Here is a 13,641-nt window from a genome sequence, read left to right on the forward strand (position 1 = left end):
AAACCTTATTTATCCGTTAATAGTTTCTTTAATTCGTCCCAACGGGGATCGTTTTCTTCTTTGTTTGATCTTTTCTCTTTTGGTTGAAGCTCGTTTAACTTGTCTAACACTTCAGATTGTAAAGTGCCATCTTCAATACCAGGGTGAATTCTTTTTTGCGGAACCGCCAATACCAACATTTCGTACACATACTGTGCAATGTTCAATTGATGTTCGCCATGAGGAAGAATTAATATTTCATCATCTTCATCATTATATTCCTCACCGAATTTTACCACCAAATGTAAATCTCCACTTATAGGCTGATCATATGGTTCACTGGTAATATCACAAGCAACATTAACTGTTCCCGATGCTTCCATATCAACCTCCATCATTGTACTTGTTTTATGAAGTACAACATCTAAATTGATGCTGGCAGCGTTGAATTCATCGTATCCAAAAGAATCAAAGAACGTATTGTCAATCTGGTAATTAAAGTTGTGTTTTCCTTGCTTCAAACCTGAGAAAGGAATATTGAACTCCTTTTGCTTCATCACGTACACACTTAAATTAACACTAATCGCCCATAAAAGGCGGGTGCAAAGATACTATTATTTTAATAAAAGACAATAGTTATCAACTATTTATCTTTATAACTTTTTAATTGGACCTAATTTTAACGTTCTCTCTTTAAACGCTGCTTTTTTAATACATCTTGAGTCAGCTCTTGATACTCTGTTCTATGCTTAAAAATATTCAGTGCCATGAACACAGCTTCTTTAAAAGAACTTTCATCTGCAACACCTTTACCCGCTATCTCATATGCCGTGCCGTGATCGGGCGATGTTCTTACCTTACTTAAGCCTGCTGTATAATTAACTCCCTGCCCAAATGATATTGTTTTAAACGGTATTAAGCCCTGATCATGATATGCCGCTAATATGGCATCGAACTTTTTATAGCCATCAGACCCAAAAAAACTATCTGCCGAATAGGGTCCAAAAACCAAATGCCCCATGTCTGCCATTTCTTTAATAACCGGTTTTAATACCTCATCATCTTCTTTGCCTATTACACCATTATCTCCACTATGCGGATTAATGCCCAACAAAGCAATTTTTGGCTTACGAATACCGAAATCCATTTTCAAAGATTTCTCAATGGTATTGATCTTATCTCTTATTAACCGAGGTATGATGGCGGCAGACACATCTTTAACAGCCACATGATCGGTCAATAAGCCAACCTTTAAGGTCTCTGTGACCATAAACATTAAACTTTCCCCTTCTAGTTCCTGCGCTAAAAAATCTGTATGCCCAGGAAAATTAAAATCTTCAGATTGTATGTTGTTCTTATTGATAGGTGCTGTTACCAATACATCTATATCACCTTTCTTTAAAGCTTCTACTGCAGCTTTTAATGATTTAATGGCATATTCGCCACCCGTCTTGGTGGCTTGACCAAAGTCAACCCTAGGTACTTCTTTCCAAACGTTGACGATATTAACTTTGTTATCTATTGCTTTTGAGGCATCTGGAATACCATTAAAGGTAACATTCAGTTTTAATTGTCTCATTTGAAAGGAAACAGTCTTGTTAGAGGCAAAAATAACCGGGGTGCAAAAATCTAACATTCTACTATCTTCAAATGTTTTCAACGCTACCTCACATCCTATTCCATTTAAGTCTCCTATAGAGATACCTAACCTTATTTTCCTGTTTTCGTCCATGATAATCTGTACCTTTGTACTCAATTTTGAATTTTCAAAATTACTTAAATTAAACGACACATGTTTACGGGAATTATTGAAACATTAGGTAAGGTTACCGCTCTTGAACCTAAAAGTGGCAACTTGGACATTACCATAGAATCTAGCTTAACACCTGAACTTAAAATTGACCAAAGTGTTGCACATAACGGGGTTTGCTTAACCGTTGTGAGCCTAACGGACACAACTTATACCGTGACCGCAATTGCCGAAACGTTGAGCAAAACCAATCTTGACACCCTAAAAGTGAATGATACCGTTAACCTTGAGCGCGCTATGATCTTAGGGTCTAGGTTAGACGGACATATTGTACAGGGCCATGTTGACCAAACAGGGGAGTGTACCGGTGTTCGTGAAGATAATGGTAGTTGGATTTTCTCTTTCTCATATGATGCCAAAACCGGAAACCCAACTATTGAAAAAGGCTCAATAACTATAGATGGCACAAGTTTAACCGTCGTAAATTCTGGTAAGAACACTTTTGAGGTCGCCATTATACCTTACACCTACGAGCATACCAGATTTAATACGTACAAGCCGGGTACGATTGTAAACCTAGAGTTTGATGTAATAGGAAAGTATGTAGCAAAATTGATGCTTACATAGCCTTATACCTTTATAAATATGTTTTTCTGATATAGCATGTAGCCAACTAGGCTATAGAAAAGCACTACACTTAGCCCGTACAATAAAGACGAGGTTTCGAGTGCCAAAAAATCATGCACATATATTTTCTGAAACAACCAACCATGTAATGAGGTATCACCTATTTTTATTTGACCCATTACCTTGCTTATAAAACTGGACAAGAAATATATTACAATAGCATTTGCGCCTGCATATCTAAAAATAGAACCGAACTCGATTTTCTTTACATCTGTCAAGTAATAAATCAATGCTAAAATAAGATTTGCCCATCCTGCTGTTACCAATACAAAACTGCTGGTCCAAAGTGCTTTGTTGATTGGAAATACGATGTCCCACAAATGACCTATAATTAGAAAACTACCACCAATACCCATTAAGATGGTGGCTTTCTTTTCTTGCTTAGCAGTTAATATCAAACCCGTAAAGACACCCAATAGAGCACTAGCAATAGCAGGAACAGTACTTAACAAGCCTTCTGGATCATAATCTTCTTTATAATTATGAGAACCGAAAACTTTTACATCTATCCAATTGGCCAAATTATTAGGTGCTCTTTCTAATGTAGACGCCACACCTTCCACGGGAATAAATGTCATCAACAACCAATATCCAATTAGCAATACTGCCGTAACCCAGATCAATTTATTCCAACTTAGGTTAATAAATAATATAGCTGTAAAAAAGAATACGACACCTATTCGCTGCAACACACCAGGAAAACGAATATCACTAAAACTTTTAAAGAATGGATAGTGAATTAGAAATGCCCCCAAGAAAAGCCCTAGAGCTATTAACTTTAATGCCCTAATTGCAATTTTCTTATACGTTTTGGCATCTATGGCTCTGTTTTGGTACGAAAAAGCTATTGAAGTACCTACTATGAATAAAAAGAACGGAAAAACAAGATCCGTTGGTGTATACCCATGCCAATCAGCATGTAGAAACGGAGCATATACATTAGACCAAGTACCTGGTGTATTTACCAATACCATGAGTAAAATAGTTGCTCCCCTAAAAATATCAACCGAAATGATTCTGTCCTTTTTCATGCCGATATTATAAGATATTGCCCTTGAGTCGATTCCAAGCTTTTATCAGCAATACGCCCGCGATTATAGAAACTACAGATAAAACAATAGCTTGTGTAGTTCTACCATAAATCCAATATCCGGTAGCGAACATGATAGAATAAATCAACAATACACCCAACAACATGGCTGTAATGCCTGCCGGAACGCTCCACTTTTCTTTATCCTTTATAATTTCAACTGCATCGGTTTTTGCTTCGTTAACCACTTTTGACCATCCTGGACCACCAGGTTGAATTTTTGTGTAAAAGCTTCTTAATGTCTCATTAGATTCCGGTTGTGTCATAAAAGTTGCCACTAACCATATGATTGTAGTTACCACAACAATAAATATGTATTCTGACCAATCTGGCAACAGTCCTGTTTCCGAAGCAAACAGATAGGCACCTACCGGAGTAAGTTTTAGAATAATGGAAATTATACCCGATGCGAACATCGCCGTAATCTCACTCCATGCATTAATTCTCCACCAGAACCATCTTAGAATAAAAATCAATCCTGTACCTGCCCCAAAAGCCAATAGTACATCGAACAACTGTAGTGCATTTTGAAGCAATAATGCCAATGCAGCACTGAATATCATTAAAACTACCGTAGAAATTCTACCTACCGCAACCAATCTTTTTTCCGAGGCATCTGGATTGATCTGTTGTTTGTAAAAATCGTACACTATATATGAAGACCCCCAGTTTAATTGGGTACTAATGGTACTCATATATGCCGCTACCAAAGAAGCCAATACCACACCTAATAATCCACTAGGCAGTTTGGTCAACATTGCGGAATACGCTAGATCGTGCCCCAATTTATCCGCAGTTACATTTGGGAAAGCTTCTTGTATACTTGCTAAATCTGGGTATACCACTATAGAAGCCAGTGCGACCAAAATCCACGGCCATGGTCTTAAAGCATAGTGCATAATATTAAAGAAAAATGTTGCCCCAATTGCATGATTTTCATCTTTTGCCGCTAACATACGCTGGGCAATATAACCACCACCACCTGGCTCTGCACCCGGGTACCAAGAACTCCACCATTGTACTGCAAGGGGAATTATAAATAAGGTAATCAATGCTTTCTTGTTACTAAAATCTGGCAATATGTTCAGTTTCTCCGTAACATTTTCATTAGCCATTAAAGCTTCAATTCCACCAACCTCAGGAATATTCACTAAATAATATGCCGCACCTATGGCACCTGCCATTGCCACAAAAAACAATAGAAAATCTGTATAGACCACTCCCTTGAATCCGCCAAGTGCGCTAAACGTTACCGTTATAAGACCAGCACTTACAACCGTTTGCCAAGGCTCTAGGCCCAACATTATACTACCTATTTTTATTGCTGCCAAGGTTACTGCAGACATGGTTATTACATTAAAAATAACCCCCAAATAAACCGCCCTGAATTTTCTCAGAAAACTTGCCGGCTTACCACCATAGCGCATTTCATAAAACTCTAAATCTGTATTTACGTTAGATTTACGCCAAAGTTTGGCATAAACGAAAACGGTCAACATACCGGTGATCAAAAAACACCACCACACCCAGTTCCCCGAAACTCCGTTAGTACGAACAATATCTGTCACCAAATTGGGGGTATCAGTTGAAAATGTCGTTGCTACCATTGAAAGACCTAATAGCCACCACGGCATAGTACGGCCCGATAGAAAAAATTCTGAAGAGTTTTTGCCTGATTTCTTTGACACATATACTCCTATTCCTAAGACAAGAGAGAAGAAAACTATAATAAATGCATAGTCTAATGTACTGAGTTCCATAAGTTGGTTTTAGGTTGATTGTTAAAGATATATTATTTTAGGACATTTTTAAATCTAATACGCTAAACGTACTACGTGCTACTATCAATAACTTCTGAAATTACCCCAACAGCTTGGATTCTTGCTTCTATAGCTACTTTTATCATAGGTTTGTCAAAAGCCGGTATTAAAGGTATTGCCGTTTTAAACGTTACGATTATGGCGTTAGCCTTTGGCGCAAGACAGTCTACGGGTATGGTAGTACCGTTACTGGTTCTCGCCGACATTTTTGCAGTAATATACTACAATCGATACACGCAATGGAAATATGTGTTTAAGGTATTACCATGGATGTTGGTCGGGCTTTTAATCGGTGTGTTCATAGGCAATGAACTGCCTGAAAAGTTTTTTAAGATAGGTATGGCCATCATCATTATTATTACCGTAGGTATGATGTTCTATTGGGATCGTAAGAAAGATAAAAATGTACCCTCGCATTGGTCTTTTGCGGGCTCCATAGGTACCATTGCAGGTATTACCACTATGGTGGGTAATTTGGCGGGTGCATTTTCTAACATATATTTCCTGGCCATGCGCCTACCTAAAAATCATTTTATTGGTACCGCCGCCTGGTTGTTCTTGATCATAAACATTATTAAACTGCCTTTTCACTTTTTCGTTTGGAAAACCATTTCGTTAGAATCGTTACAATTAAACTTAATGCTCTTACCTGGTATTCTTTTAGGGTTCTTTGTGGGGGTAAAGTTTATCAAATACATTAAAGAAGCATTTTTCAGAAAAATGATTTTAGTACTTACCGCTGTCGGTGCTGTGCTTATTATGTTCAGTTAATTCGCATTTCTTTCAGGGTGAGCTTAATAAAGTCCACATATTTCAGATTAGGGTTAATCTTTACTTCGACCTAGAACTACCTTTATAGCCATTAATCTTGAAACACTTTTGGCACATGAATATCATAGGGAATTTTATAAAAGGGGTCATCAACGTTACCGATAAAATTACTGGTGATGACGACCCAATAGCCGACCAAAAAACAGTTCTTCAAAATCTGTTGGAAACAGCAAAAGACACTTCTTTTGGTAAAGCCTATGAATTTGAAAATATTCTAAATAGTGATGATCAACATCAAGCATTTCGTAATACTGTTCCCTATTTTGATTATAACCAGATCAATGAAGCTTGGTGGCATAAATTACATGAAGGGCAAACCGATGTAACATGGCCTGGCAGTCCAGATTATTTTGCACTGAGTTCTGGTACCACAGGAAAAACAAGTAAACGTATTCCCGTAACCGGTGCTATGATCGATGCTATAAGACAAGCAGGAATAAAGCAAGTGTTAGCGATATCAAACTTTGATCTTCCGGCAGATTTCTTTGAAACGGGAATTTTAATGTTAGGAAGTTCTACCGATTTAATAGAAAATGACGATCACCTAGAGGGTGAAATCAGTGGTATTAGCGCCAGCAATATTCCATCTTGGTTTAGCGGATATTATAAACCTGGAAAAGAAATTGCACAAATTGATGATTGGGACGAACGTGTCGCAAAAATTGCCGAAAAAGCGCCAGATTGGGATATAGGAGCTTTAAGCGGAATTCCTTCCTGGATAGAATTAATGCTAAAAGAAGTCATCAAAAAACATAACCTCAACAACATTCACGAGATTTGGCCCAACTTGCAGGTATATACTTCTGGCGGAGTAGCATTTGGACCATACGAAAAAAGTTTTAATGCCTTAATGGGTAAACCGGTAACGGTAATTGACACCTATTTAGCATCCGAAGGATTTATTGCCTTTCAAGCACGACCAGAAACCGATGCCATGAAATTGGTTACGGATAACGGAATCTACTTTGAGTTCGTTCCTTTTGATCCAGATTATATTCTTGAAGATGGTTCTCTTTCACAAGACGCACCTTCATTAACACTTTCAGAAGTTGAAACCGGTCAAAATTACGTACTAATTATTAGTACCGTTAGTGGTGCTTGGCGCTACTTAATAGGCGACACCATAGAATTTACCGATGTGGAACGTGCCGAAATAAAAATTACTGGGCGTACCAAATTCTTCTTAAATACGGTAGGTTCACAATTATCTGTCAACAAATTGGATGATGCGTTACAAGACATCATGGAAACTTTTGATATCGAAATACCCGAATATACCCTTTGTGCAAAAAAATATGAAGACGGTTTTTACCATACTTGGTATTTAGGCACTTCTGCTACACAAGACCCAAATGAAATCGCTGAAAAATTAGATGCTTCGTTGAAAGCCGCCAACAAAAATTATAAGGTAGCACGATCAAAAGCATTAAAAGGAGTAAAGGTATTTACTATTAACCCCGATGTTTTTTATAGCTGGAACGACAGTAATAAAAAGAAAGGCGGACAAGTGAAAATGGAACGGGTTATGAAAGAAGATAAATTTGCTGAGTGGGAAGCTTTCGTTGAAAAACACCAATAATATTCCCCTCTATTTATTAAGGGCTGCATCTCGCTCTTCTACTAAAAGCATAATTTCTTCTGGAGACAGATAATAGTTCTTTATTCTATCTACATACTTTTGGGTCAAGCCCGCTTTCTTTAAAATAAACTCTTTGGTGGCAAGAATATACGTTTCCATACCGTGGTTTACCGCATAAGAATCTGCTCGGCGCTCTGCCTCACGTATATAATTTTTGGAGGTTATATATTTAAAACCAAAGCCTATTAAATTAAATCCACTTCGTTGTTGATAATCCATAACATGACCTAGCTCATGCCCCAACCACCCGATCATAATTTCCGATGGAATATCTTTGGTAAAATAAACCGAATCGGCAATTATTATTCTTTCACTGATCAATATTTTATAAGATCGATTTTTCTTCGACTTAAAGACACTCCAAAAAGAAGGTTGTGCCTGCATGGTCGACTTCTTTATATTCTTCTTGAACTTGAATTCTATAACAACATCTGTAAGCTCTGGGTAATGCGACAAGGCAATTTTTGCTTCATTGGTAATTTCTGGTGGTATTGTATGCTGTGTAGGTGCAACCATAGGGAAACTGAATATAAATAAGATTAAAAGATTTAAATTTTTACTGAAATTGAATGTTATCATAATAACGGACTAAAGAATTTTGCAAGTCCTTCTAAAAACTTACTAAATGGCGACCTTTTCTTAAAGTCTTCCAAGTCTACTTTTGCATCTTCGGTACAGTGTTTTGTAAACAGTTCTTCTATGTGCGACGCCTTGTCTTTATCATACAGAATGGCATTTGTTTCAAAGTTGTGCTCAAAGCTTCTATAATCAAAATTGCCAGACCCTACAGATACAATTTCACTATCAATGATAATTACCTTACTATGCGAGAAATCTGGTCTTAAATAAATTTTGGCTCCTACTTCTAACAACGCTTCGAAAGTAGAGAACATACTGTATTGAGCAAGTAACGAATCTGAAATTTTAGGGGTTAACAAGGTAACCTCTACACCACTTAAGGCCGCAATTCTAATAGCTTCCAAAACCGGTTCGCCAGGTATAAAATATGGGTTGGCAATGCAAATGCTTTTTGTTGCGATATTGATCATGGCAAGATACTGCTGCATAATTGCGGGGTATCTTGAATCTGGACCGCTTGAAATTATCTGTGCAACCGTTTCCCCGGCAGATTCTATTTTGGGGAAATATTTATCCTGGAGTAATAATTCTTCCTTTCCGGCAAAGTGATAGTCTTTTACGAATACACGCTGTAAGCTATTAACGGCAGGTCCTGTAATCTGTAAGTGTAAATCTTGCCAAATGCCTAAATCTGAATCGGGCTTCATGTATTTATCCGATACATTGAATCCGCCGGTAAAACCAATATTACCGTCAACAACGACTATTTTTCTGTGATTTCTATAATTAAGGGTAAACAAAAGATTTCCAAAGCGTATGGGCATAGTAGAATATGCCTTTACGCCGAGATCTTTAAAACGCTGAACTCTTTTTCCACGCATAGAATTGCTTCCAAAAGAATCATACAACATTCTAATTTCTACACCTTCTTTTACCTTTTTTTGAAATAGCTCATAAAACCTATCTAACAGCATACCATCTTCCAAAATATAATACTGGAGATGTATAAATTTTTTGGCACCTTCAATGGCCTTGAATATGGCGTTAAAAGTTTCTTCTCCACTATTCAATAGGGCTACACCATTACCTTTATAAGGGGCAAAATAGCTGTTCTTTCTTATTAGAGATGCTAATTTGTCTTGCTTGTAATCTTCAAATTCATGAACGCTTTGCTCACCGCCTTCGAGCTCTTTATAAGTTTCAGAGAACAGTTTTCTCTTTTCGTTTTGCTTTAATTTAAAAAGTTTAAACTTTCTTCTATTGATACCAAATAAATAGTATAATAACGGACCCAAAAATGGAAATATAATGACCGACAATGACCAACTAATCATCTTAGTCGCCTTTGATCCATTGAAAATAATATTGACGATACTCCACAGCGTTACCGCTACATAAGCAAGCCAAAAAATAGTATTTACCACCTTGTTAATTGTTTATCAACAATATACTATAATTTGATCCGACCATACCCCCAAAATTTCTTTTAAGACACTTTTAGTTTTAAACGAGTTAATTACTAGCCCTGGTTGTGAGTACTTTTAAAAAAAAGTGATGGGAGTAATTGCTATGGATAAAAAACAGATAACCCTTTATTACAGTTCGGAAAACTCAATAGGTAAACAATTGAATGCTTATGTAGAGTCTTCTGGGAAAGATCATTTGACTATTGATATTTCAAAAACAAACGTTACCGGTACCCAATGGGCAGAATTGGCCGAAGGACTTGGTAAAGACGTTTCGGATTTAGTAAATACAGATTTGCCCGATTTTATGGAAACTTACGGTGAAAATTATGTTGATTTAGATAATGACGGTTGGTTGAAAATTCTGGATAAAAACCCAAGATTCCTTAAAAATGCCATTGTTATAAAAGGGGATAAATATATTGAACTTACAAGCGCTTCCGATTATAAGCAATACATAGATCCAGATAGTGCGGGTATTGAAAAACCTTATAAATAAATCGCTATACTAACAGATAGTGTCTACTTCTAGACATAGGGTTTTTACACGCTTATAATTATATCCCATTAATTTACACCTTATGTCCAAAATCTTTAAATGGTTTATTGTTGTCCTTATTTTCTGTGTTGGCGGCTACATGCTTGCCGAATGGAAAATGAAGAAAGAGGTCATCAGTTTTTTGGAGCGTAAAGTGCCTAATCATATCGACTTCTCGTTCGATAAACTTACCATTAACCTGATCAAAGGAAATATCGCATTTTATGATGTTTCCGTAGTCAGTTTGGGCAGGCAAACATCTTCTTGTGAAATTAAGGTAAATGCCGATCAACTATCTATTAAAGGATTCAGTTATTGGCAAGTGCTTTTTGAAACCTCTATTTTCATTAAAACACTTACACTCTCCAAACCTCATCTTCATTTTAAAACTTGTCCAAAAGACTCTGACAACGTAGTTGCCAATAAAAGCAACCCCATAAAATTATTGAAAGAGATATTTGTAGAAGAACTCATATTTGAATCTGGCATTGTTGAAATTTGGGATGCTGAAGAAGAGGTTGAGTTAATTTCTGTAGAATCTATAGGGCTGCATTTAAACGATGTGGCAACCGACCCCGAGATCATTACCAAATACGTTCCATTTACCTTTTCAAAATACAACATTGAATTTCACAATTTCATAGCCCCGTTGGGAAAGTATGAAAAACTTCATTTGAAATCTATGGTGATGAACAATTCAACCATTGATATTACCGACATCTCTCTAGCTACTATATATTCCAAATCTGAATTGAGTGAAAAAATTACGTACGAAAGAGATCATGTTGATCTAAATGTTCCAGCAATTACGGTTGAAAACCATACCTATTTAGCCAGTAATGACTCCCTTCAAATTCATTTCAAAAATCTTAAACTTTCTGAGCCTAAATTAGAAATGTACCGAGACAAATCTCAATTAGAAGATTTTAGAAAGAAGCCACTTTATGGCGAATTACTGCAAAAATTACCTTTTAAAATTGCAATAGACTCCGTTTTAATCGAAAATGGAATAATTGTCTACGAAGAAGATATGCCCAATAATAGCAGAGCAGGTGCCCTACATTTTAATAATATGGATGCTTCTATCAGTAATTTATCAAATATGGTCACCATAAAAGACCCTGTTGATATAAAAATAGACGCTTATTTAATGGGTACGGGTAAATTTCATTTAGATTGGAAATTTGATGCACATGATCCAAAAAATACATTTTTAATTTCTGGTCAATTATCAAACTTTGAAACCGAGAGTTTAAATGAGTTTTTAGTGCCCAACCTTAGAACACAAACTACTGGTACCATAGACCAGCTTTATTTTACCATATCTGGAGATGAATACACCTCAACAGGTGACATTAAAATGAGCTACGAAGATTTTAAATTTGAAGTACTAAATAAAGAAAGAAATGGCGTTAAAAAAGTACTTTCATTTATAGGTAATTTGTTTGTAAATGATGGGTCTAAAGCAGATATTGAAGGATTTAGGTACGGAGACATGTCCGTTGAAAGGGTTAAACATAAATCTTTTTTCAATTATTTGTGGATCAACCTTCAGGACGGACTTTTAAGTGTACTTACTGGTAACGGTAAAAAAGACTAGGCTTAAACAAAAAAGCCAGATAGTTAAACTATCTGGCTTTCCTTTTCATAGCAATATTTTATTCTAGTTGTCGTCAGTAGCATCTTCTACCGCGTCTTCAACTTCGTCAGCTCCTTCTTCGATATCATCACCAACTTCATCAATTCCTTCTTCCATTTTCTCTCCTGCAGTTTTTTCCTCCCTGCAACTCATTGCTACACCAACTGTCATGATAGCAAATAATAACATTAATAGTGACTTCTTCATAATATAGATTTTAATAATTAGGTTAATATTTTTATTGTTAGGTATTGAAATTAGCTTGTTAACAATGTAGCATCTCATTACCGTCGACACAAAAATGACACTATAAACTCATACCGCTTGGTTGTAAAAAATTTAATCTTAACTCATCTCACCAATGCATGGTAATTATCTATTATTTAATACATTACTCAAATTTTCGTGTTAATCTAAAAATTTTTCAAGCCTTAATTTCTACTGTATATTGCCTTATCTTGTACTTATAATCCAATATAGTTATGGGCGAGAAAAAAGAATTTAAGGAATTGAACCTGGTTGATGTTGTAAAAGATATTGCCCACAGACTAGAAGTGGATTATAGGGAAGAAAACAATGAAATTTGTGTGGATATCCCTAAAGAAGCAGGTTCAGGTCATATAAAAGCCATTAGTTTTTCTCATGGCGTAGGTATTTTAGATGTGGATATAACCCTTAATAAAGAAGTAAGATTCGTACTTAACCAATCATTGGTACAACCTTTAGAAATTGTATTCAATAGAGAAAAAAGTATTTGGCATGAATTTGAAGGACAAGAAAAAAAAACAGAAATAAAGCATTTAGAAAGTGCTATTTTCTCATGTAATAGTAAATATGGAAATGTTCTTACACTAAAAGCCAATCAACCAATTTGTTTTTTCAGTCTTGAAATAAATAGAAAACTGTTCGAAGAAAAAATAGAGTCGTTCTTACCAGAAATGAACGAAGACATAGAAAGTCTATTTAGAGACGTTAACGGTATCAACCTCTTTTTTCATAAAGCACATTATAGCTTGGATATTGCGAAATGTATTGATGAAATTAACGCAACCGAAGACGAAGGTTTTACTAAAAGTGTGTTCATAGAAGGAAAATGCTATGAAATATTGGCACATCACCTAAGACAATATGTAGATGATGCATCACCAAGTGAAAGCAGAACCATATTAAGACAGTCTACCGTAGTCAAAATAGAAGATGCGGCAAATATCATAGAGGAGACTCTAGACCAAGCGCCAGATGTTTCAACCCTTTCTAAAAAGGTAGGCCTAAATCAAAAGACATTACAAACCGGATTTCAAAGTTTATTTGGACTCTCGGTCAATGAATATTCGAAAAACAAACGCATGGAAAAAGCCAGGCATTTAATGGAAAACACCGATTTGAACATTACTGAAATTACCTACAGAATAGGCATTAATTCTAGAAGTTACTTTTCTAAATTGTTCAAAGAACGCTATTCCATGTCTCCAAAACAGTATATGCAAAAGTTAGATGCCGCTAAAACTGTAAATGATAGTACTACAGTTTAAGCAAGCATAAATTTTCTCTTCTGGTTATATGAATTAATTGATTATTTAACATTTTAAGTGAATTAAAAGGTGCTCATTTGTGTTAATTAAC

The 13,641-nt window shown here is 36.0% G+C and carries 13 protein-coding genes; 6 read left to right on the forward strand and 7 right to left on the reverse strand.

What is annotated here, in order from left to right:
• Window positions 1-5 precede the first annotated feature (5 nt).
• Together EXIGUO8A_RS06765 and pdxA are read right to left on the reverse strand one after the other, a co-directional pair.
• Window positions 6-536 (reverse strand): YceD family protein, encoded by a 531-nt coding sequence (locus EXIGUO8A_RS06765; RefSeq protein WP_159302509.1) that lies wholly within the window; start codon window positions 534-536, stop codon window positions 6-8.
• 122 nt (window positions 537-658) lie between these two features.
• A complete protein-coding gene (gene pdxA / locus EXIGUO8A_RS06770; protein WP_159304411.1) occupies window positions 659-1,711 on the reverse strand; it encodes a 4-hydroxythreonine-4-phosphate dehydrogenase PdxA in 1,053 nt (350 codons plus the stop codon).
• Window positions 1,712-1,771: 60 nt separating this feature from the next.
• Here pdxA and EXIGUO8A_RS06775 point away from each other — a divergent pair, with 60 nt between their 5' ends.
• Window positions 1,772-2,356, forward strand: coding sequence for a riboflavin synthase (locus EXIGUO8A_RS06775; RefSeq protein ID WP_159302510.1), 585 nt, complete (start codon window positions 1,772-1,774; stop codon window positions 2,354-2,356).
• 2 nt (window positions 2,357-2,358) lie between these two features.
• Here EXIGUO8A_RS06775 and EXIGUO8A_RS06780 read toward each other — a convergent pair whose 3' ends face one another.
• Both EXIGUO8A_RS06780 and EXIGUO8A_RS06785 read right to left on the reverse strand, forming a co-directional pair.
• Window positions 2,359-3,447, reverse strand: coding sequence for an acyltransferase family protein (locus EXIGUO8A_RS06780; RefSeq protein WP_159302511.1), 1,089 nt, complete (start codon window positions 3,445-3,447; stop codon window positions 2,359-2,361).
• Between the two features lie 7 nt (window positions 3,448-3,454).
• Window positions 3,455-5,266 carry a sodium:solute symporter family protein gene (locus EXIGUO8A_RS06785; RefSeq protein WP_159302512.1) on the reverse strand — a complete coding sequence of 604 codons (1,812 nt, stop codon included), beginning with the start codon at window positions 5,264-5,266 and terminating at the stop codon, window positions 3,455-3,457.
• A 75-nt stretch (window positions 5,267-5,341) separates the two neighbouring features.
• On the opposite strand from EXIGUO8A_RS06785, the gene EXIGUO8A_RS06790 reads away from it, so the two are divergent.
• Together EXIGUO8A_RS06790 and EXIGUO8A_RS06795 are read left to right on the forward strand one after the other, a co-directional pair.
• A complete protein-coding gene (locus tag EXIGUO8A_RS06790; protein ID WP_116771495.1) occupies window positions 5,342-6,097 on the forward strand; it encodes a sulfite exporter TauE/SafE family protein in 756 nt (251 codons plus the stop codon).
• A 115-nt stretch (window positions 6,098-6,212) separates the two neighbouring features.
• A complete protein-coding gene (locus EXIGUO8A_RS06795) occupies window positions 6,213-7,736 on the forward strand; it encodes a GH3 family domain-containing protein (RefSeq protein ID WP_159302513.1) in 1,524 nt (507 codons plus the stop codon).
• 9 nt (window positions 7,737-7,745) lie between these two features.
• Here EXIGUO8A_RS06795 and EXIGUO8A_RS06800 read toward each other — a convergent pair whose 3' ends face one another.
• Both EXIGUO8A_RS06800 and cls read right to left on the reverse strand, forming a co-directional pair.
• The gene (locus tag EXIGUO8A_RS06800) at window positions 7,746-8,375 is read right to left on the reverse strand and encodes a hypothetical protein (RefSeq protein ID WP_407658181.1); all 630 of its coding nucleotides are present in this window, start codon (window positions 8,373-8,375) and stop codon (window positions 7,746-7,748) included.
• Window positions 8,372-9,799: a cardiolipin synthase gene (cls, locus tag EXIGUO8A_RS06805; protein WP_159302514.1), complete on the reverse strand. Its 1,428-nt coding sequence runs from the start codon at window positions 9,797-9,799 to the stop codon at window positions 8,372-8,374. The genes EXIGUO8A_RS06800 and cls overlap by 4 nt, the downstream gene beginning before the upstream one ends.
• 130 nt (window positions 9,800-9,929) lie before the next feature.
• Here cls and EXIGUO8A_RS06810 point away from each other — a divergent pair, with 130 nt between their 5' ends.
• A complete protein-coding gene (locus EXIGUO8A_RS06810; RefSeq protein ID WP_159302515.1) occupies window positions 9,930-10,340 on the forward strand; it encodes an arsenate reductase family protein in 411 nt (136 codons plus the stop codon).
• 82 nt (window positions 10,341-10,422) lie between these two features.
• A complete protein-coding gene (locus EXIGUO8A_RS06815) occupies window positions 10,423-11,979 on the forward strand; it encodes a hypothetical protein (RefSeq protein ID WP_159302516.1) in 1,557 nt (518 codons plus the stop codon).
• Between the two features lie 63 nt (window positions 11,980-12,042).
• On the opposite strand, the gene EXIGUO8A_RS06820 is transcribed toward EXIGUO8A_RS06815, so the two are convergent.
• Window positions 12,043-12,225 carry a hypothetical protein gene (locus tag EXIGUO8A_RS06820; protein WP_116771730.1) on the reverse strand — a complete coding sequence of 61 codons (183 nt, stop codon included), beginning with the start codon at window positions 12,223-12,225 and terminating at the stop codon, window positions 12,043-12,045.
• A gap of 275 nt (window positions 12,226-12,500) precedes the next feature.
• Between EXIGUO8A_RS06820 and EXIGUO8A_RS06825 the strand changes: the two genes are divergently transcribed.
• Complete coding sequence (locus EXIGUO8A_RS06825) at window positions 12,501-13,550, forward strand: helix-turn-helix domain-containing protein (RefSeq protein ID WP_159302517.1); 1,050 nt, start codon at window positions 12,501-12,503, stop codon at window positions 13,548-13,550.
• Window positions 13,551-13,641: the final 91 nt, after the last annotated feature.

The sequence above is a fragment of the Maribacter litoralis genome, from assembly GCF_902506355.1.
In the GTDB taxonomy this organism is placed as follows: domain Bacteria; phylum Bacteroidota; class Bacteroidia; order Flavobacteriales; family Flavobacteriaceae; genus Maribacter; species Maribacter litoralis.